We start from the raw sequence: 21,861 nt of genomic DNA, 5'->3' as shown, positions 1-21,861 counted from the left end.
GCAGTTACAAAATACGATTACAAATTGTAGGTTGAGTGCCACCTACAGCTTGAAGGAAAAACATAACTTCAGCTTCACTAATGCTTTCATCAATAGGAAAACAAGAGGAAATGAGCAGTCTGAAGGGGGCATTAGCTCAGAGTACAATGGGACACTGACTTATAGCTATCAGTTTTGAGATGGTGCTCTTGGAACACAGGCAAAGCACGTACTAGCTCAGATTTAAAGCTCTATTCGACATTGGCAATGTCGAATGAGGTTCATAGGATTTTTAATCCGCTTATTGTAAAATGGATTATAAATCCACAGATAGTAGTTCAACATTATAAATATTGAACAGGTAGTACAGATAGTTCGCTCATTCATAAGAATGAAATAGTCGGCCGTCTATCCAAGCTAGAAAAAATTAGGACTTTATTTTAAATTTTTGTATTTTTTGAAGATGAAAGTGAATCGAAGGGCTATCGATCCGATAAATTAATGCAAAAAGCGAGGGTGCTTTATAGTGAATAGGAGGCTGGAATTAATAGAATAGGCCAAAGAAGTGCTGATAATTTATCCATTTTCTTAGTCCAGGATACAATGGCCAAAGGGAAAAATATGAACACATTTGTATGTTAAATAATATGAATCATGCCGGATTTCCAAAATAAAACTGCTTGATGACATGAGAGACTTACTGAATCTTGAAATTGTCACCAAGACCTTTGACGACTTATCGCATGGCGTAGGTATTTTTCATGTTGAGGACTTAAATGATATCAAAAGCATTCGGTATGTTTTTATGAATAAGATAATCCTTTATGAGATGAGAAAGGAAAAGGAGGAAGTTTTCGGAAAAAGGATTATTGAAGTTGCTCCTGAGGCTTATGAACATGAAGGAGGCTTACAAGTGATTGAAACTTACAGAAAAGTAGCAGCAGAAGGCGGAAATGTAAATTTGGGATTGGTTGAATATTCCAATCATATGGTGGCAGGTAAATATGAATGTTCAGTCCACCACATTCAGGACAATTACGTTTATGTAATGCTGAGGAATGTAACTGAACTAGAGCAAACAAAAATTGAGCTGGAACAAAAGAACGAGGAACTAAGTGAGCTTACTTACATCGCCTCTCATGATTTAAAAGAACCCGTGCGAAATATTTCTAGTCTGATAAAATTGCTTACCGATGAGAATCAAGACAAATTAGATGAGCAATCAATTACTACATTAAGTTTTATTTCTGAATCAGCCGCGAGAATGACTCGGCTAATTAATGACCTTTTGGATTATAGCTGTATTGGAGGAGGCGGAAAAGAATTGGTAACGGTGGACTGTAAAAAACTAGTTGCAGTTATTCAGCAAGATATAGAAACTATTCTAAATGATACGAACACTACCATTGAGCTTGGGGAATTACCAAAAGTCAAGGGCTTTGAAACGGAACTCCGATTGCTTTTTCAGAATTTGATTAGCAATAGTATTAAATTTCGTAAGCCTGGAGTACCACCCAAGATTACAATATCAGCCAAAGAAAAGAATGGTTGGACATTTACCATCCAAGATAATGGCATCGGAATTCCGAATGAACAAAAAGAAAAGATCTTTAGTATTTTCCAACGCCTTCACAGTAATTCTGAGTATGAAGGCACTGGCATCGGACTTGCCCATTGTAAGAAAATAGTTGAAATGCATAAGGGTAAAATATGGGTAGATTCTAAAGAAGGGGAGGGAAGTACCTTCTATTTTACAATTCCGAACCTATAGCAGTAGTTCTATACCATTATATCTGTTACATATAATCTTATCAATGCCAAACCGATGGTTACGGGGTGGGCAGCTCACACCAGCCCGGAAGTTTTAGTTTGACATAGCCAAAGTCGAACTGGAGGTAGAAAGATGATATTGGAATTACTTTTCATTGATTTTCGTGCTTAATAATGTGGATATGCCTTACTTCGCATCATGAAGCAAGAGCGCCTAATTAATCGTCCGTTTATTGCACTAAGTTTTAGTGCTTTTTTATTTTTCGCTAGCTTCAATATGATTATCCCTATGCTTCCTGATTTTTTGACAAGCTTAGGCGGAGGTGAATACAAAGGATTAATCATTGCTTTATTTACGATAACTGCGGGTATTTCAAGACCCTTTAGCGGGAAATTAGCAGATAAGATTGGGAGACTTCCTGTAATGATTTTCGGAGCTGTGGTTTGCTTTGTGGCAGGACTTAGCTACCCATTTGTAACCGGTATTATCGCATTTTTCGCATTGAGGCTCCTGCATGGATTTTCTACCGGTTTCACGCCCACTGGAAATGCAGCTTATGTGGCAGATATAGTTCCAATTAATAGAAGGGGAGAGGCTATGGGGATTATTGGCGTAGCTATTAGCGTAGGAACCGCTTCAGGAAATGCTATAGGCGGATATATCGGCAGTATATACCCCATCGACTATGTGTTTTATGCTTCGGCTTTAAGTGCGATAATCAGTATTGTGATTTTATCAGGCATGAATGAGACTTTGGCTGACAGGGTTAGTTTTAATTTTGGTCTGCTGAAGCTTAAAAGAGATGAAATCTTGGAGAAAAAAGTAATTGTTCCAGCGATCTATATGGCTTTAAGCGTTTACTCTTTTGGCTTAGTGCTCACTATAATGCCCGACTACAGTGCACATCTCAATATTAGCAATAAAGGTTTATTTTTTGCCGTATTTGTTTTGGCGTCATTGGGAGTGAGAATTGTGGCGGGCAAGATCTCCGATAAGATTGGCAGAGTGAAAGTGCTAAAAGTTTCTTCTTTTATTTTGGCAATAGCCATGGTCTTAATTGCACTTTCTAACTCCTTAATCAGTCTTATGGGTGCAGGAGTTTTATTTGGAATTGGTGTAGGGATGAATTCACCCACCGTCTTTGCATGGGCTATTGATCTGGCAGAAGACCACAAAAGGGGTAAAGCCCTCGCCACATTGTATATATTTCTGGAAATAGGCATAGGGATGGGAGCTTTTATCTCAGGTTGGGTTTATGAAAATTCTACAGCCAATTTTGCAAGAACATTTTACATGGGCGCTGGCTTTGCTTTGCTTGCTTTTGTGTATTTAAATATCGCTACAGCAATCAGAAAAATGAGGTAGATCAACTACAAACCAGCTTATATCCGTATCCGCGAATATTTAAGATCTGTAAGTCGCTATCTTTATCCAACTTCTTGCGCAATTTGCTAATGTACACATCCATACTGCGGCCATTGAAAAAGTCCGCATTTCCCCATAGCTTTTCCAGGATGATAGAGCGATCGGTTAATTCGTTTTTATGCAGGATCAATTCTTTGAGCACCTCTGATTCTTTATGCGTCAGATATTCTTCCTGTTCTTGCCATTTAAGGATTTGTTTGCCAGGATGGAATTGATATTTTCCAAGGCTGAGCCATTCTTGGTGTAAAGGATTGCTTTTTCTTTCCAATAGTGCTTTGGCTCTTACAATCAGTTCTTCCATACTAAATGGCTTTTTGATATAATCATTCCCTCCTTTTTCAAATCCTTCTATTAAGTCTTGTGTAGCTGATTTGGCAGTAAGAAAGATAATGGGAATATAGCTATCAGATTTCCTTACCATTTGGGCTAAACTAAATCCATCTAGTTTCGGCATCATCACATCTAGTACTAATAAATCATATTGATGGCTTTGATAAGACTGCCAGGCCGCTTCGCCATCTTCACTATGATTGACTTCAAAGCCACGGCTTTCCATGCTTTCTTTCAAAATCATTCCTAAAGACGGCTCATCTTCTGCCAACAATATTTTATATTTTTTAGTCATGGCAGGCAGGCTTTAAATTGGGTGAAATTTTTAGAAATATCTAACTCAAGTTTTCCATGATGCTTTTCGATTACTTTTTTGCTGTAATATAGTCCAATACCGAAGCCTTTCACATTATGAACATTTCCTTGTGGGATTCTGTAAAATTTATCAAATACACGCTTTGCTTGCGCCTTTGATAAATTCCCACCATTATCCGTCACGCTAAAGCAATGGCAGTCATCCAATTTTTTATAAGCGAAGGAAACTTCACTACCACCATACTTCAATGCATTATCAATCAAGTTGGATAGCGCATTTTCCAAATGAAATCTATCGGCCATAACTGTATCAGAGATATCTTCCACCTTCAAGACTAATTTCTTATCAAGATGATGGTTTTGGTAGCGATCAAACAGTTCCTGACAAAATTCTGAAATGTTGATGGACTCTTTCTTGATCATCAATTTCTCGCTATCCAAAGTGGCAGTCTCCAATAACTTTTCTACCATGCCTGTCATTTTTCCAACCTGTTGTTGTCCTACGTCAAGGTATTTCCGATTCTTTTCTTGATCATTCTCTGGATTAAAAGATTGCATTCCTTCGATAGCACTTGAAATAGTGGCTAGGGGGGTTTTAAATTCGTGAGTGATATTATTGATCAGATCATTTTTAATTTCTGATAAATCCTTCTGATTTTTAATCGTTTTATACAAGAAAGCCAAAACAAATACAATCAGTAAGAAAAAGGCCAGAGAAAAACTACTATTCAGTAATCCTTCCTTTAGCACATTAAGAGAGGTGTTCTCGTAAGCAAGATTGATTCTTTCTTTGGAGGCCAATAGATCTTCGTCAGCGGTATATTTTAATGGCAAATTTTGCAGTAAGGATCCGTGATAAGCGCCTACAAGAGAGTCCTTTCTCAAGTACTCTATCCCATACTTTATTTCTACATTCTTTTTTCTCAGCTCATCCGTGAAGTACTTATTGAGCAAGTCAAAGTCGATAGTGTCTCGGCTTATGGAAATCACTAACTTATTGCTAATAGAGTTCATGGAGAAAATACTATCAGCTGCTTTTCTCCCCGCCATCATCACAATGTCATTTTGTTTATCTAAAAACACTTCTTCTTCTTGAAAATTACCCTCGATCAAAATTTGAGTGATGTTCAAGCCATCAAGTTCCTTAACCTTTTTCTCAAGGATTTTGCTGCCTTTTTTGGAGAAAGGACTTTCGCTAAAACGTTGAAAAAAGTCACGAGTAATCGCTTGACTCAGTTCTGAGGTATCAGTTTTTACATTTTTATTCTGGCCTTCTTGAATGTCAGTAATGACGATGACATCGGATTCTGATAGATCTTCAAAGTAGTTTTTAAGTGCAGTATCAAAGGCAAGGGTTACGTCCTTCGTGAATTTAAGGTAAGCCTCTTGATAATTTTTTATAAAGTAAAAGCCATGGAAAAGAATGGCTGCGAAAAATACAGCAACAATTAAAATTCCGATAGCCTTAAATCTTTTTGAATTCATATTGCTAAGGTAAAGAAAAGGAAGCAGTCATATCTTGATTTTAACACTCTTTAACACTCATTAACGCTTTTTGAAGAATCTATTAAGTTGTTTTGTATCAAACGAAAATCACAAAAATATGAAAACGCTTATTATAACATTCATCGGTGTACTATTGGCTTCAGGCCTGTTTGCACAACAATTCAGTGGAGTGGCCACCTATGAAAGCAGGAGTCAAATCGAACTTTCTTTAGACTCAAGCGCCATGTCACCGCAAGAGATGCAAGCTGTAAAACAGCAACTGCTCAAGAAGATGCAAAAGACTTACACATTAAAGTTTAATGCAAAAGAGTCGTTGTGGGAACAGGAAGAGAGTGTGAACTCAGGACCGGCAAGTGCTTCCTCCAATGGGATGGAATTGGTAATTTCTAATGGAAGTTCAAAGGATAAGCTGTACCGCAATCTGGAAGAGGGAAAATACAGAAATAGTCAGGAATTAATGGGAAAGAGATTTTTAGTTATTGACAGTCTGCCAAAGTATGAGTGGAAAATTGGCACTGAAACCAAGCAAATTGGGGATTACAGCTGTAGAAAAGCAGTATATACTCGAATTTCGGATGCTCGGAGATTTGCCACCGGTATGGAGGAAATGGAAATAACCAAAGACACCACTCATATTGATGCTTGGTTTACCATGGATATTCCCGTTGCTCAGGGTCCAACGACTTATTTCGGACTGCCAGGCTTAATTCTCGAATTAAAATCGAACGGTCGTCACTTTATATGCACAAAAGTGAATTTGAATTATCAGGAGCAAGAAGAGATTAGAGTACCTGATCAGGGAAAAGAAGTAACGCTAGAAGAATTTCAGGCCATTTCTGAAGAAAAGATGAAAGAGATGATGCAGAGATATCAAGGTAAAGGAGATGGCTCGAACATTGAAATCGTAATAGGCGGTTAAGTCATGGACATGAAAGCCATCACTCTCACAATTTTTTCAGTAATCCTATTTTCTTGCGCTGTTTTGGCGCAGAAAAGTAAAGATTACTACAGCATGGAAGGTAAAGTAGTAGATTCTTTAAATACACCCATACCTTATGCTAATGTGCTTTTGAAGGATACGACCACAAATGAAATCAAGTCGTTTGCGGTTACGGATGCCTCTGGGAAATTCAAGATGACCATCGAGACAGGCGTACTGTTGGAATTGAGAGCTAGTTTTGTAGGCTACGTTCCTTTCATAAAACATATCACTACAGATCCGGATAGAATTCAGAATCTAATCATTCCATTGTCACAAGATCAAGGCTTGATGGATGAAGTACAGGTGGTTAAAGAAATGCCAGTAACCTTATCTGGAGATACTTTGATTTATAAAACGGAAGCATTTACCAAGGGGAATGAGCGAAAGTTGGAAGATGTATTAAAGAAATTACCTGGCGTTGAAGTGGAAGAAGATGGGAGCGTAACTGTTCAAGGAAAAAAGGTGGATAAGCTCTTAGTTGAAGGCAAAAAGTTCTTCGATGGTGATAGTAAAATGGCAGTGAAGAACTTGCCTGCCAGAGCTATTGATAAGGTTCAGGTTTTAAAAGGCTATCAGGAAAATTCAACATTAAAAAATGTGAACACAAACGATCAAATAGCTATGAACATTACTTTAAAGGAAGATCAGAAATCAATGGTTTTTGGTGATCTTACTTTAGGAGCAGGTTTAAGAAATAGCTATGCCGGCCATGGAAATTCATTTTACTACAGTAAGGATTTAAGTCTGAATGCCATTCTAGATGCCAATAATATCGGGGAGCAGGCTTTCAATTTTAATGACTATCAGCGGATGAAGCAGGCTCAAAACCCCTGGGGCCTTCAGGGCGGAGCCTTGAAAATTGAAGAACGTCAGGATAGGAATACCATTCCTCAAAAAGATAAAACGCAAGTACAAGAGCTTACTAGCAATTTCGCTGGATTAAACATCAATTATCAGGCCTCTAGAAAGTGGCAACATCAGGCTTACATGATTGCTAATACTGCTGACGTTTTGGAGCAGCAAAGACAAAACCGCAGATTTTTAAGTGAGAATGGTCCAGAGCCTGAGAATAGTATTAATAGGGAGCAACAGAAATATGGAAGCATCCTTGGACAGTATCAATTAGATTATTTAGCATCACCATTTAGCAACTGGCAGTACAAAAGTCAGTGGTTAAGCAGCCGTAATACTGCCGATCGATTTTCAATTTCTAACTGGGCCGGAGGGCAAGAGACTGATATTGAAAGTGAAAATGTCGAATGGAGCTGGAATCAACAACTGAACTATTATACTCAGCTCAATCCGGATCATATCTTGTCTGTAGAGAATCAGTTTTTATGGAGAAATAGTCAATCAGGTAACATCTGGGATTTGCAATATGGCTTGGAAAGTCAAACCGATTCTTCCATTGGTAGATTTGAAAATGGTGAGCAAGATATTAAAACGCTACAATCTGAATTACACTATTATTGGATTTGGAATAAGAAAAATCATCTTGATGTTTCTCTGTCCTACCAGCATCGATTGTCCACATTGAATAGAACGTTAGAAAATGAGGAAGATCAGAATTTAGACGACTACCGTATAGATTTTAGCCGCACTTTTTCAATAGCAGCTGCTGGTTTACAATGGAAGTCTAGAGTGAAATCATTTTTATTTCTTCCAGGCCTCAGCTATTTCTATTTACAAGATGAAAGAATGTCTGTAAGAGAAGAAGATGTACGCGCAACCAGCAATCCACATTACCTACTGCCGAACTTTAAAGTGAAGTATGATATTAATAGTGTTCAAGGCTTAGATTTTATATTTCAGCAACAAGTCCGCAGCCCGCAGGAAGAGTGGTTAACGGAAGCATTGCAATTAAGAAACTATCAGAATATAGGTATAGGTAATGCCGCTTTAAGGCCAGCATTTTACAATAGCTTACAGCTTAATTACCATTTCTTTAATTTATTTAATGGAATGAATGCCTTTTTATTCTCGAGTTTTAATCAAGTGCAGCACTCATTTCAAGAGGCAACGGACTTTAACGGCTTAGTCAATAATTCAAGCTTGATAAACAGTAGTGCACCGCAATATGATTTGAATTATAATGGTAAGATTGATAAGCGCTTCAAAACTTTCCGCTTAACGTTGGAATCAAATGGCTTATATCAAAACTATACGAATAGGCTTAATGAGGTGGAGGTGCAAAACGAGCATCGGAATCAAAACCATAGTTTGGCATTTCAAACTAATCTTGGTCAGTACCTCACGAGTTCGATTAAATATGGACTCCAGCTGACGGAGTATGCCAATGGAGTCTCAAATAACCAATTTAATTTGCAGTCATTTACCAATCGATGGGAAGCAGTGTGGAATGAGAACTTCGAAATGAATTTTGATGTTCAATACCAATTATATGATGGCACCAACACCCTAAGTGATTGGTGGCTGGCCAATGCTGAACTGAGTTACGAATGGCCAGAAAGATCTTTCAGATTTGATATTCAGGTTTTTAATATTTTTGATACCAAAGCAATAAGTAGAGATTTCTTATCTGAATACTTTGTCAGCACCTATCAAAATTTTATTCAGGGCAGGAGAGCCTTGTTGAAAGTGAATTATACTTTTTAACAAAATAAAGCCCAGCAACTATAAAATCTCTGGGCCTCTTTTCTTTTCTAAAATATTTGTGATGCTATTGATTAATCCAACAAGCCAAATACTTTTTGCAGGATCTCATTTACTCTTGCGTTCACATTTTTCCGAATATTGGTTTCCTCTTCCTGTACTTTTAAGAATAGTCCGTCCAAGCCTCTTCCTGTCGCAAAAGCCGAAATATCTGCTTCATTAATGGTGTTGATGCCTGAAATGGAACCCAAACTTTGATTTTCTAAAAATCCGATGGGAACTGAGGTGTTTAAAATATTATTATACTCGCTAACAAAATTGCTATAAAGCTCCTCTACTGTTCTGTTTCCTATAGTAACGGAATTGACAGCAGTATTAACTTTTGGCTCAAAGGTATCGAACAATGATTGATAGGTGTTATTGACAAGATAAGCAGTTGCAGCAGTATCAGATCCGTATAAAATGTTCTCTGCATCTGTTATGGTAATTCCTCGAATGGCATCAAAAAATATCGGCCCCGCTTCTTTAGCGGCTTCCTCTGCTGCCCGATTAATCCCCATTATCAATTCTTCTTCTTTCTCTGCTAAACTATTAATTCCTAAAAATGGAACACCAGTATTATAAATCTGATCCCCAGTTATGGTTCCTAAACCGAAAACATTCAGCTCTACGGCTTTGAGTGCATTAATTTGAGCTTCCAATTCATCGGGAAGTAGAATTTTAACAGCTTCATCTCGTAAATAACCATCTACAACAGCCAGTTTGGAAGTAGCCGTGTCGGTACCAACTCTTAAGGCTTCTTTTAAGCCCGCTGCAATGTCAATGGTATTTTCTTGTTCCTCGATTGCATCATTGAGTAAATCACAAGAACTTAATAGCAGGATAGAAACAAATATGCTGAATATGGATAGCCTTTTCATAAGATTTAAATTTTTACTTTTATAAATATCACAATAATTCAGCCAAAAAGAGAATGGCTTACAATAGAATTTTAAGCAGAAGTAATAATATAGTGCTTATTCAATAATTAACTCACCAAACCAGGATACCAACATGTATCCAAAACATGAATTTTATTGGGATTAAATCTTAAATAGATATGATCTCCTTTATCAAACAGGATTTTTTCATGGGCATGAATTACTACATGAGTTTCCGATCCAATATCAGCATGTACTTGCTGGTGGTCACCAAAATACTGGGCTAATTCTACTTTTGCAGGGAATACATTTTCTTGTGGCTCCGTCAGGATTTCAATATTCTCTGGTCTGATTGCTATTAATACCTGCCCTTTTTTATCGGTTTTGGCACCATTGATTTCACCTGCTTTAAGTTTATAAGTCCCATTTTCTGCTGTAGCATTCATTGCGTTTATTTTCCCGAAGAAGCTGGCTACATATAGATTCTTTGGTGTTTCATAAAGTTCACGAGGCGTACCCACTTGCTGTATTTTTCCATCTTTCAAAATCGCAATTCTGTCTGCAGATGAAAGAGCATCACGCATATCGTGGGTAACAAATAGTGCGGTTGCGCCAGCCTTTTTGATAATATTCCGGACTTCTTCCCGGACCTGGTCCTTTAAGACTGCATCCAAATTACTGAAGGGTTCATCTAATAAGATTAGTGGTGGGTTAGGCGCTAAAGCTCGTGCCAAAGCTACACGCTGCTGCTGGCCACCCGAAAGGTGATGAGGGAATCTCTTGGCATAACTGCTCAAACCCACCATGTCCATTACTTCCCTTATTCTACCTTGCACATCAGGGAATTGTCCTTTAGACAGTCCGAATTTTATATTGTCTGCCACCGTTAAATGTGGAAATAGAGCATAATCTTGGAAGACCATACCGATTTTTCTTTTCTCAGGTTTCATGCTGAAATTATCATCAACAACTTTATCACCATTGATCGATATCTGCCCTGCATCTGCTTCTTCGAAGCCAGCAACTAGCCGTAATAAAGTTGTTTTTCCACTACCACTTTCTCCTACTAATGCTAAAAGTTCTCCCTTCTGTAGACTCAAGTTTGCATTATTAACAGCGTACTGGAGTTTCTTACCAAATCTCTTATGTAAATTCTTAATTGATAGTACTTCCATCAGCTTTAGTAGTTTTCATTAGCCTGTTCAAAATGATAATAGGTATGGTGCCAATAACGATAATAATGAGCGAAGGGGTTGCCGATTCGGCTATTAATTCATCGCTGGCTAACTCGTATGCTTTGGTTGCTAATGTATGAAAATTAAAAGGTCTTAAAATCAGGGTTAAAGGTAGTTCTTTTAATATATCTACAAAGACAAGAATACCTCCTGAAATCAACGCACTTTTAATTAATGGTAAATTGACTTTAATAAGTGTTTTGAATGAGCCTGCACCCAGTGAATACGAAGCTTCATCAATACTGTCTCCGGTCTTCTTAAAAGCTGCTTCAATAGGGTTTAAAGACACGGTTAGGAAACGGACGACATAAGCAAAAGTAAGTGCGAAAATGGTCCCGCTGAATATCAATCCGATTTTCATATTGAAACTTTCCGCCCAGGTAGCAATTAAGAATTTATCTAATCCCAATAGCGGAATCATTATGCCAATGGCAATTACTGCTCCAGGTATTGAGTAGCCTAGTGCCGCAAATTTTGCCAACAAACTAAAAAATCTGTTTCTATTGACTTTAACCGCAAATAAAATTACGACCGAAAAACCAACGCATAAAAAAGCTGCCAGTAAAGCAAGTCCAAAACTATTGGCCATCAGAATTAAAAAATCAAAATCGATTATTTTTTTGATGGTTTGAACTGACCATAATATCAATTGAAAAACAGGCGTGATAAACCCTAGAAATAGTGGAATGAAACAAACTATCCAGGCGAAGAATTTTTTCCAGCCCTTTAATTGGTATCGCTTCAGTTGCCTGCCAATTCTAGCACCTTCATCAAATTTAACTTTTCCACGCTGCAATCTTTCCACCATGATCATCATGAAGATAAAGGCCATTAGAATACCAGATAGATTGATGGCCGAATTAGGATCTCCAAATGAAAACCAAGCCCTAAAAATTCCTGTTGTAAAAGTGCTAACTCCGTAATATTTTACGGCCCCATAATCATTGAGGACTTCCATCATGACCAGCGACAAGCCACCAATAATTGCAGGCCTACTGATCGGTAATGCAATTCTAAAGAATGTTCGCCACGAAGAACTGCCCAAAATTCTGGAGGCTTCAAGTAATGTAGCTGATTGGCTCATAAAGCTTGATCTGGCTACTACATAAACATAGGGGAATAAAACTAATGACATGACCACGGCAACTCCCCAGAAATTCATAATGTCTATATACACAAGATCAGAAAAGCCAATATCTCTTAAAAATATCTGGATAGGTCCAGTGTAATCGAAAATACCGGCATAGGTATAAGCGGCAATGTAGGTAGGAATCGCCAATGGAAGGATCAACATCCATTCGAAATGCCTGCGAAATGGTATGTTACTTGTGCTAACGATCCATGCCGAAGAAACACCCATCAGTAAGGTCAAAATACTGACCACTACCACTAAACCGATTGAATTCAGAATATAATCTGTCAGTACTGTGTTTACTAGATGCCCCCAAACACTGTCGGTAGTTTCCTCGAAAAGCTTGAAGAAAAGGGTGTAAATAGGTAAGCCAATAATCAGCACCAATGCTATTAGAGCAAAGGACCAACCATTGGCATACTTTTTAAATTTTATAATGGACTTTAACTTACCCACAAATTATTTCCAACCTGCTCTGTCAAATATTTTAACTGCTAAATCATTATTTTCTCCTAAAACAGAAAGATTTAAATCATCTTGCTTAAATTCTCCCCATTCTTTTAAAGTTGGAGCCCATTCTACATTTTTATTGACAGGATATTCGTAGTTCACCCCTGCAAATACTTTTTGAGCTTCCTCTGATACTAGGAATTCAATAAATTTCACTGCATTTTCTTTGTTTGGAGCATATTTGGCTACTCCTGCTCCACTGACATTGATATGAGTTCCTCGTCCATCTTGATTAGGAAACAACAATTTTACAGCTTGAGCTACTTTCACTTCTTCCTCACTTGAAGAGTTCAGCATTTTTCCATAGTAATAGGTATTGGATACCGCAACATCTCCTTCTCCTGCGAAAACTGCTTTAATTTGGTCTCTATCGCCACCCTTAGGGTCTCTGGCCATATTTTTTACTATTGAACTTGCCCAAGTTGAAGCAGCCTCTTCTCCGTTATGCTCAATTATAGAGGCCATCAGTGACTGGTTGTAGATATTAGAAGAAGAACGTATTAATAATCTTCCATTGATGTCTGGATTCGCCAACGACTCGTATGTAGCAATTTGCTCAGGCTTAATTTTTTCAGGATTGTAAATTATAGCTCTACCTCTGACAGTTAATCCAAACCAGTGATTGTCAACATCTCTTAAGTTTGAAGGGATGGTGCTGTTCAAAGTTTCTGATTCAACAGCTTGTAATAGGTCAGCTGTTTTGGCTCTGTGCAGTCTCCCTGCATCAACTGTAATTAACACATCAGCGGGAGAGTTTTCTCCTTCTAACGTCATTTTTTGAATTAATTCATCAGCATTGGCACTTACAACATTTACTTTGATTCCCGTCTTTTCTTCAAAATCTTTAAAAAGCTGTTGGTCTGCTTCATAATGTCTATGAGTGTAAACATTTACTTCCTTACTTTCTTCTGACTCTCCTTCTTTATTAGATCCTTGAGAACATGCCCAAAGTGTACTAATAGCTAAGAGCGCAATAAGTATATTCTTCATTTTGTTAGTATTTTTAAAATTTCGAGAGCAAATTTAATCATAATTGGATTAATTCTAAATAATAATACGTTTATTTTGGGTCAATTATTTAAATTGCAAGCATAAATATTTTAAATAAAAATTCTCTGTATAAATGAAGGCTACCATCTCTCAACTGGAATATATCATCGCATTAGATACTTATCGTCATTTTGGGAAGGCGGCTGAGCATAGTTTTATAACTCAGCCAACCTTAAGTATGCAAATCAATAAATTGGAGGATAATCTTGGTGTAAAAATATTTGACAGAAGTCGGCAACCGGTTGTTCCAACAGAACTTGGGGCCATGATCTTGGAACAAGCACGGAAAGTTGTCAACGAAGCCAAGAAAATGGAGGAAATTATTGAGGACCAGAAGATGGAGGTTTCCGGAACCTTAAAAATTGGTGTTATACCAACTATTGCACCTTATCTTTTACCGCTATTTGCCAAAAGTTTTATGAATAAATATCCAGCTATTCATATTCAGGTGCAGGAATTATTAACTGAGAATACACTGGCCAAATTGAAATCTGAGGAAATTGATGTTGGAATATTAGTTGGGCCATTAAATGATAGTTCCTTCAGAGAGATTCCAATCTATTATGAAAAATTTCTAGGATACGCTCATAAAACAGATTTAGAGCCTCCTGAAAAACCCATTTCAGGTAAAGATTTGGAAAATAACGAGCTTTGGTTGCTCAATGAAGGTCATTGTTTTAGAGAACAAGTATTGAATATTTGCCAAAACAGAAATTTTGATAATATTTTGAATTACCAAAGCGGTTCACTGGAGGCTCTAAAAAGGATGGTGGACAAACAAGGTGGAGTTACTTTACTGCCAGAATTGGCAACATTAGATTTGTCAAAAGAAGACTTAAAGAAGTTGAGAATATTTAAGAAACCTACACCATTTAGAGAAGTGAGCTTGGTGATGAAAAGGGACTTTCTAAAAAGAAGAATAATTGAAGCCCTTCAAAAAGAAATTCTTGATCATTTGCCTGATAATATGAAAAAAAGAGAAGAAAACGAGATTCAGGTCATCAATTGGAGATGACCTTTTGGTATCAGTCAAGATCGTTTAGAATAAATATCTGCTTCATGTCTAATATTTTCGTAAATTAATTCCGAATTAAATAAGATTGTAAATGAAAAAGGAACTAGGAAGAAACGAACCTTGCCACTGTGGAAGCGGGAAGAAATATAAAAATTGCCATATGGGCAAAGAGTCTTCAGGTATAAACAACAACAAAAATTTAATGTATATAGCTATTTTTGTGGTGATTCTAGCCATAGCAGGATTTTCTGTTTATTATAATTCACAGCAAACAGCTCCGGTAAATACAAACAGTAGCAGACAAGGATTAACCCCACCACCAGCTGGTGAAGCTCCTCCCGGTAAAGTTTGGTCTGCCGAGCATGGACATTGGCATGATAAATAATCTTTCTGATTGTTTTGAACTGTTTCAAAAGCATTAGTTTTGCATTTCCAAAATCTTAAGCACATAATAATATGTTCAAGGCAATTTGCACCGATATTGATGGAACACTTTTAAACAAGGACAGGGAATTATCAAAAAGAACAGTTGATATTTTTAAGCATGTGAAAGATGATGTGGCGATTATTTTGGCATCCAGTAGAATGCCCGCTGCCATGCGCCATTTGCAGCAAACCCTAGATATAGTTAATCAACCATTAATTTGCTATAACGGGGGGTTTATAATCTCCCAAAGGCATGAGATCAAAATATTGGATTCAGTAAAAATTCCTTTCTCATTATGTGAGTACATTGCAAAATGGAGCGATAATAAAAATTTGCATGCAGGCTTTTATTTGGAAGACAATTGGTTTGCACCTTCCAGGGATCAATGGACAGAAAGGGAAATCAATAATACGAAAGTTCAAGCTTCTATATTATCAGGTTTGGAGTTAATGGAGAGCTGGAAGTCACAAGAGAATGGTGCTCATAAAATCATGTGTATGGGCGAGCCGTCTTTAATTGATGATTTGATTTCTGAGCTGAAATCTATGGATGCACCATTGCATTTATATCGCTCTAAAGATACTTATCTTGAAATAGCTCCACTTGAAATCTCGAAGGCTAGTGCTTTAAATCAGCTGTTACGGACAGAATTGAATATTGAAATGAAGGATGTCATCGCTTTTGGGGACAATTATAATGACATCGAAATGCTAAAAGCAGTTGGTTGTGGAGTAGCAGTTGGAAATGCAAAAGAGGAAGTGAAAAATGTAGCAGATGAAGTTACCCTTCCAGCTAAAGAAGATGGGGTAGCCGTAACCTTGGAGAAGTATTTCGGTTAAAAACAGAAGGTTTATCACTTCAATATATTTTTTACCTAATATTTTTTCATGGAAATTATCAGTAATATTATTAAGGCTGCAATAGAAGTTGGGAGTAAAATCAAAAAACACGATTCCCCTGTCGAAGCTCAAAAAGAAACGCTTAAAGAATTACTCCAGAAATCTAAAGAAACTGCATTTGGCAAATATTACGGGTTTGAGCATATATTGAAATCAAAAAACCTATCAAATGAATTTTCAAGAGAAGTTCCCTATCATGATTATGATGATATGGAATTTTGGTGGAAAAAATCCTGGGAAGGCAAAGCTGACATTTGCTGGCCTGATAAAGTCGATAATTTTGCCGTGAGCTCTGGAACCACTGGGCACAGCAAACATATCCCAGTTACGGATGATATGCTAGAAAGCATCAGAAATGCAGGAATTCGACAAGTGTTAAGCCTCTCTAACTTTAAAGATTTACCCGAAAGTTTCTTCACCAAGCAGATTCTAATGTTGGGTTCTAGCACGGACTTGAATCAAGTTAAAGGACACTTTGAAGGGGAAATCAGTGGTATAAGTGCATCTAATATACCTAATTGGTTCAGAAATTTCTATAAACCCGGGGAGCAAATCAGTAGCATAGATGATTGGGATGAAAGAGTGGAGGCAATAGCTAAGGAAGCGAAAAATTGGGATATTGGTTCCATTTCAGGAATTCCTTCCTGGATTGAATTGATGCTGAAAAGGGTAATGGATTATCATAGTGTAGATTCCATACATGATATTTGGCCAAATTTGGCGGTATATACTTCAGGAGGCGTGGCTTTGGATCCCTACAAAAAGAGTTTTGAGAAACTATTCAGTAAGCCGGTTCAGTATATTGATACATATCTAGCCTCCGAAGGCTATTTAGCAACTCAAACTCGGCCTGACACTGATGCTATGCAGTTAATTTGCGACAATGGCATCTATTTTGAATTTGTTCCTTTTGAAGAGGGCAGTGTTTTGGAATCGGGAAAAGTAAATCCAGATAAAAAGGCTGTAGATATTTCCCAAGTTGAAGAAGGGAAAGAGTATATTTTGCTGATTTCTACTGTCAGCGGAGCGTGGCGATATATGATTGGGGATACTATAAAATTTACTGATGTTTCCAGATCTGAAATCAAAATTACTGGACGAACCAAATTCTTTCTAAATGTGGTAGGTTCTCAGCTTTCCGTTAATAAGATGGACGATGCCATTGAAAGCTTGAATGAAAACTTCCGTCTAAATATCAAAGAATTCACAGTTTCGGCTGTGAAGGAAAATGGAGAACACATTCATCACTGGTATTTAGGTTTGGAGGAAGTCAAGGGTGATATCAAGAATGAGGATATCAAAATTCATTTAGATAATCACCTCAAAAATAGCAATAAGAATTACAAAGTAGCCAGAGATAAAGCTTTGAAGGATGTGAAAGTCAGCTTGATTTCTGCTGAGAAATTCTTGGAATGGAACGATGCCAATAAGCATAAAGGAGGCCAGGTCAAAATGGCTAAAGTTATGAAAGAAGAGGATTTCCGTGAGTGGCAGGAATTTGTAGAGGATTAGTCAGCAGCAGAGAAATTAAGAAGTAATCTATTACTATAAGCAATTTTGACTCCCTATCTTTGCCGCTTAATCATATTTCATAATGTCGAAAAAGAAAATCATCATTACAGGAGGAGCAGGATTTATTGGCTCCAATTTGGTAGAAAAATATTTGAATGACGATAGAGTAGAGACCGTAAGAGTGATTGATAATCTCTCGAATGGATACTACAGCAATATTAAAGAATTTGAAAACCATCCCAGATTTGAGTTTTTCGAAGAAGATATTTGCAACTATGAAAAAATGTTGGAGTTAACCAAGGGCTTTGATTTAATTAGTCATCAAGCTGCTTTAGGTTCCGTTCCTCGTTCCATCGAAAACCCGATGCAAAGTACCAAAGTAAATATCGATGGTACGGTGAATATTTTGCACGCAGCTGTACAAAATAAAATTGACAGGGTGGTGTTAGCTTGCTCTTCTAGCACTTACGGAGACAGTCCAAATTTACCTAAGAAAGAAGATATAATTGGGAATCCTTTGAGTCCCTATGCAGTCACCAAATATGCAGTAGAATTGTATGCCGAAGTTTTTCAAAAGACCTATGGTTTAAATTATGTTGGACTTCGTTACTTCAATATCTTCGGACCAAGACAAAACCCAGACAATCCGTATGCTGCAGTGATTCCTATTTTTTGTAAAGCATTTATTCATGGAAATGAGCCCACTATTAACGGGGATGGTGAAACCAGTAGAGATTTTACTTTTGTAGAAAATGCGGTTCATGCTAATGATTTAGCACTTTTCTCAGAAAATAAGGAAGCCCTTAATCAAATTTATAATGTAGCTTGTGGAGATCAGATGAGCTTGAATGATATGATTGGGCTTTTACAGGATTTAAGTGGGAAAAATCTGAAGCCCAAGTATGGCCCAGAAAGACCGGGAGATGTTAAGCACTCTAAAGCAGACATCACTAAAATTGAATCTCTTTTAGGCTATAAACCACAAGTTAGGTTTAAAGAAGGGCTGGGAAAAGTATATACTTGGTATGAGAAGATGGGATTTTGATTTGACGGTTACAACCGCCTAATTATATTTTCCAGTATATAATCAGCGCCTTTTCAAAATTTCTCACTCAATCATTTAACATTTTGATGATAAATTGATTAACTTTTGAATGCTTTTTGCTAAATAATTGTATTAGACTAGATGCTGGAGACTTTCATTCAATATATCATCGAAAATCCTGACTACATCATCTTGGTGGCAAGTTGTGCTTTTTTGGTATCTTATTTCATCAGATGGGTTTTAAAAAGTGGCAACAACTCCGATGACGAAGATGGAGGTGGAGGAGGTGGCTCCAACGAGAATGACGATGACCCGGTCTTGGATTTGCCCCCTGGAGTATGCTTGCCAAAAGATAAGCCTGAACCTGAATTTTCGTCCTGATTATTATTACTTCAGTTTAAAACTTACAACGGCTTTGATTCCAAAGCCTTGTGCATTATTTTTGCATCAAATTTAAAGGCTATATCAACTATAATACAATTATACCGTGTATATCCTCATTAGAATAAATACCCTTCAATCGGAAATATTAATATAGAAAACATAAAAATCCAGTCATGAAAGATTCTGTTAATGCAGATTATTTAAAAAAAGCTACCAAATCACTTCCAGTAGTAGTTGCAAAAGGAGATGGAATTGGTCCAGAAATAATGGACGCCACTTTAAAGATTTTAACAGCGGCAAATGTAAGTCTTGATGCAGATCATATCGAAATTGGTGAGCAGGCTTATTTGTCGGGCAATACTTCCGGGATTCCTGAAAGTGCTTGGGAGGCAATCCATAAAAAGAAAGTAATCTTAAAAGCTCCTATCACCACACCACAAGGTTCTGGTTATAAAAGCTTGAATGTTACTATCAGAAAATCTTTAGGTTTATTTTCGAATGTTCGTCCTGCAGTTTCCTATCATCCGATAGTAGAAAGTAAGCATCCGGTAATGGATTTGGTAGTTGTTCGAGAAAATGAGGAGGATTTATATGCGGGAATAGAGCACCAACAAACTGATGAAGTGGCTCAATGTCTGAAATTAATATCTAGACCAGGCTCAGAAAAAATTTGTCGATACGCATTTGAATATGCTAAAAAATATAATCGAAAGAAAGTTACTTGCTTAGTTAAGGATAATATCATGAAAGTGACTGATGGATTATTCCACAGTGTTTTCAAGGAAGTGGCTAAGGAGTACCCTGATATTCAGGCAGAAAGTCAAATTATCGATATCGCTACTGCTAGAATTGCTAATCGTCCAGAGGATTACGATGTGATTGTAACGCTGAATTTATATGGAGATATCGTTTCTGATGTAACAGCAGAAATTTCTGGTTCAGTAGGATTGGCTGGATCATCTAATATCGGTAAAGATTACGCTATGTTTGAAGCTATTCATGGTTCTGCACCTGATATCGCTGGAAAGAAAATAGCCAATCCATCTGGATTATTGCACGGTGCTATTCAAATGTTGCAATATTTTGGAGAGGTGGAAAAAGCAGCCCTTATTCATAATGCTTGGTTGACAACCTTGGAAGATGGAATTCACACCGGAGAAATCTACAAAGAAGGTCATAGCAAGCAAAAAGTGGGTACCATGGAGTTTGCAGATGCCGTAATTGAAAGACTAGGACAAGTGCCTTCTCAATTCAAGAAAATTGAAGTTAAAGAAGGAGAAGATTTTAGAATCAATATCCAAGAAAAATCTCATGCCCCAAAAGAAAAGAAATTGGTGGGTGTAGATATTTTTATAGATCATAGAGATAGAAATGCCAATAAATTTGGAGAGCTGTTGACAGAAAACTCAAAAGATTTCTTAAAGCTAAAAATGGTAACTAATAGAGGAGTAAAAGTTTATCCGGGTGGAATGGATTCTACCTTCTGTACAGATCATTGGCGATGCAGGTTTATTTCAAAAAATGCAACTGTTGCTGAGGGGAAACCTGACTATAAGACCATTGAATATAAAGAAGTATTGGCATTGATGAGTAAACTTAATGAGAAAGGATACGACATCATCAAAACAGAAAACCTATATACCTTCGATGGTGCACTAGGGTTCTCACTGGGTCAAGGAGAATAAATTATTGGCGGAGGTATCAATAGACCTCCGCTATTTACTGTTCAATTATTAATCCAAATCGATTATCCTTCCAATAGTTTCGTGTTTTGATTATTCACTTTAGAGTATTCAAGATATAATTTTTAATAGTTGATAAAATATTCATATATCCTGTTAAAATGATATATTTGCAACTAACCAGCTAATAACCAATAATAACCATGAGACTTGCCCAGGCAGCGAGAAAACTTTCTATTACTACAGACGACATAGTCGATTTCCTTGAAATTAGAGGGATAGTGATCGAGAAGGATTCAAATACAAAATTGGATGAAAATGCAGTAAAATTACTTTACAGACATTTTGAAATTGAGGAAGAAGAAGCTGAGAACGAAGTCATAGCGGAAGTTGAAGATACAATAAGAACAGAAGAGAAAGATGAGGTTGATGAAAAGGAAGACAAAATAGCTGAACCAGCTGACTCTGAACCGGAAGAAGAGGTCTCTGAAAAAAATGCTGAAAAATCTTCAGTGGAAATTCAAAATATTGAGGAAGTCCCAGCTGAGATCCAGAAAGAAAAGAAAAAGGCATTTAAAACAGTAGGAGAACTGTTAGAAGATCAAGCTGAACACTCGGATGAAGAGTTAATTATAAAAGCTCCTAAAGTGGAACTGAAGGGGTTAAATGTAATTGGTAAAATTGATTTGCCTGAACCAAAACGAAAGGCACAAACTGAGCAAAGTGAAGAAACTCAGGATAGAAAGAAAAAGTCTTTTAGCCAACCATCGCGACAAAGAAAACCTAGAAGAAACCAAAAGCGAGAATTAAGCCCTGCTGAAATAAGGAAAAAAGAGGAGCAAAAAGATGCGCGAAAACGAGAAAGGATTGAAAGGGAAAAGAAGAGAAAAAGAGAGCAGTTTTACAAAGAGAAAGTATTAAAACCAAAACAATTAGAACAAAAAACTAAACCTACGAGGAAGAAGAAAGTCACTGAACAAACTAGGGAGGTTCAAAAACCACAACCAAAAACCATTTTAGGTAAATTATGGAGATGGTTGAATACTTGATGGATACTTCGCTTACAAAAATAATAGAAGTCTGATCGTTTTTTTCTTTGGCAAAATCTGATAGCACTTATACCAGAACT

Annotated in this window: 18 protein-coding genes; 12 read left to right on the top strand and 6 right to left on the bottom strand. The window is 37.1% G+C overall.

Annotated features, from left to right (window positions below; genetic code table 11):
• Positions 1-667 precede the first annotated feature (667 nt).
• Positions 668-1,750, top strand: coding sequence for a sensor histidine kinase (locus Q3Y49_RS02110; protein ID WP_303270573.1), 1,083 nt, complete (start codon positions 668-670; stop codon positions 1,748-1,750).
• Positions 1,751-1,948: 198 nt separating this feature from the next.
• The gene (locus tag Q3Y49_RS02105) at positions 1,949-3,115 is read left to right on the top strand and encodes an MFS transporter (protein WP_303270571.1); all 1,167 of its coding nucleotides are present in this window, start codon (positions 1,949-1,951) and stop codon (positions 3,113-3,115) included.
• A 1-nt stretch (position 3,116) separates the two neighbouring features.
• Here Q3Y49_RS02105 and Q3Y49_RS02100 read toward each other — a convergent pair whose 3' ends face one another.
• Positions 3,117-3,800, bottom strand: a complete 684-nt coding sequence (locus tag Q3Y49_RS02100) for a response regulator transcription factor (protein ID WP_303270570.1) — start codon at positions 3,798-3,800, stop codon at positions 3,117-3,119.
• Positions 3,797-5,305, bottom strand: a complete 1,509-nt coding sequence (locus Q3Y49_RS02095) for a sensor histidine kinase (RefSeq protein ID WP_303270569.1) — start codon at positions 5,303-5,305, stop codon at positions 3,797-3,799. Before Q3Y49_RS02095 ends, Q3Y49_RS02100 begins: the two co-directional genes overlap by 4 nt.
• Positions 5,306-5,423: 118 nt before the next feature.
• On the opposite strand from Q3Y49_RS02095, the gene Q3Y49_RS02090 reads away from it, so the two are divergent.
• The gene (locus tag Q3Y49_RS02090; protein WP_303270567.1) at positions 5,424-6,245 is read left to right on the top strand and encodes a GLPGLI family protein; all 822 of its coding nucleotides are present in this window, start codon (positions 5,424-5,426) and stop codon (positions 6,243-6,245) included.
• A gap of 9 nt (positions 6,246-6,254) precedes the next feature.
• A complete protein-coding gene (locus tag Q3Y49_RS02085) occupies positions 6,255-8,924 on the top strand; it encodes a carboxypeptidase-like regulatory domain-containing protein (RefSeq protein WP_303270566.1) in 2,670 nt (889 codons plus the stop codon).
• Positions 8,925-8,995: 71 nt separating this feature from the next.
• Here Q3Y49_RS02085 and Q3Y49_RS02080 read toward each other — a convergent pair whose 3' ends face one another.
• The 4 genes from Q3Y49_RS02080 to Q3Y49_RS02065 all read right to left on the bottom strand — a co-directional run bounded on the left by Q3Y49_RS02080 (position 8,996) and on the right by Q3Y49_RS02065 (position 13,708).
• Positions 8,996-9,841 carry a DUF4197 domain-containing protein gene (locus Q3Y49_RS02080; protein WP_303270564.1) on the bottom strand — a complete coding sequence of 282 codons (846 nt, stop codon included), beginning with the start codon at positions 9,839-9,841 and terminating at the stop codon, positions 8,996-8,998.
• A gap of 107 nt (positions 9,842-9,948) precedes the next feature.
• Positions 9,949-11,016, bottom strand: a complete 1,068-nt coding sequence (locus Q3Y49_RS02075; protein ID WP_303270563.1) for an ABC transporter ATP-binding protein — start codon at positions 11,014-11,016, stop codon at positions 9,949-9,951.
• Positions 10,997-12,664, bottom strand: coding sequence for an ABC transporter permease (locus tag Q3Y49_RS02070; RefSeq protein ID WP_303270562.1), 1,668 nt, complete (start codon positions 12,662-12,664; stop codon positions 10,997-10,999). Before Q3Y49_RS02070 ends, Q3Y49_RS02075 begins: the two co-directional genes overlap by 20 nt.
• Before the next feature lie 3 nt (positions 12,665-12,667).
• A complete protein-coding gene (locus Q3Y49_RS02065; protein WP_303270561.1) occupies positions 12,668-13,708 on the bottom strand; it encodes a Fe(3+) ABC transporter substrate-binding protein in 1,041 nt (346 codons plus the stop codon).
• Between the two features lie 133 nt (positions 13,709-13,841).
• On the opposite strand from Q3Y49_RS02065, the gene Q3Y49_RS02060 reads away from it, so the two are divergent.
• The 8 genes from Q3Y49_RS02060 to Q3Y49_RS02025 all read left to right on the top strand — a co-directional run bounded on the left by Q3Y49_RS02060 (position 13,842) and on the right by Q3Y49_RS02025 (position 21,781).
• Positions 13,842-14,783: a hydrogen peroxide-inducible genes activator gene (locus tag Q3Y49_RS02060; RefSeq protein WP_303270559.1), complete on the top strand. Its 942-nt coding sequence runs from the start codon at positions 13,842-13,844 to the stop codon at positions 14,781-14,783.
• Positions 14,784-14,874: 91 nt separating this feature from the next.
• Positions 14,875-15,168 (top strand): SEC-C metal-binding domain-containing protein, encoded by a 294-nt coding sequence (locus Q3Y49_RS02055; RefSeq protein ID WP_303270557.1) that lies wholly within the window; start codon positions 14,875-14,877, stop codon positions 15,166-15,168.
• 71 nt (positions 15,169-15,239) lie between these two features.
• A complete protein-coding gene (locus tag Q3Y49_RS02050) occupies positions 15,240-16,049 on the top strand; it encodes a Cof-type HAD-IIB family hydrolase (RefSeq protein WP_303270556.1) in 810 nt (269 codons plus the stop codon).
• A gap of 48 nt (positions 16,050-16,097) precedes the next feature.
• Positions 16,098-17,621 (top strand): GH3 family acyl-acid amido synthetase, encoded by a 1,524-nt coding sequence (locus Q3Y49_RS02045; RefSeq protein WP_303270555.1) that lies wholly within the window; start codon positions 16,098-16,100, stop codon positions 17,619-17,621.
• 82 nt (positions 17,622-17,703) lie between these two features.
• Entirely contained in the window at positions 17,704-18,666 is a 963-nt protein-coding gene (locus Q3Y49_RS02040; protein ID WP_303270554.1) for an SDR family oxidoreductase, read from the top strand.
• A 141-nt stretch (positions 18,667-18,807) separates the two neighbouring features.
• Positions 18,808-19,047: a hypothetical protein gene (locus Q3Y49_RS02035; RefSeq protein ID WP_303270553.1), complete on the top strand. Its 240-nt coding sequence runs from the start codon at positions 18,808-18,810 to the stop codon at positions 19,045-19,047.
• Positions 19,048-19,223: 176 nt separating this feature from the next.
• The gene (locus tag Q3Y49_RS02030) at positions 19,224-20,735 is read left to right on the top strand and encodes an NADP-dependent isocitrate dehydrogenase (RefSeq protein WP_303270552.1); all 1,512 of its coding nucleotides are present in this window, start codon (positions 19,224-19,226) and stop codon (positions 20,733-20,735) included.
• 200 nt (positions 20,736-20,935) lie between these two features.
• Complete coding sequence (locus Q3Y49_RS02025; protein ID WP_303270551.1) at positions 20,936-21,781, top strand: hypothetical protein; 846 nt, start codon at positions 20,936-20,938, stop codon at positions 21,779-21,781.
• Positions 21,782-21,861: the final 80 nt, after the last annotated feature.

It is taken from the genome of Marivirga harenae (assembly GCF_030534335.1).
Lineage (GTDB): Bacteria > Bacteroidota > Bacteroidia > Cytophagales > Cyclobacteriaceae > Marivirga > Marivirga harenae.
The sequence above is the reverse complement of the archived record's forward strand: the minus strand, read 5'-3'. Positions and strand labels throughout refer to the sequence as shown.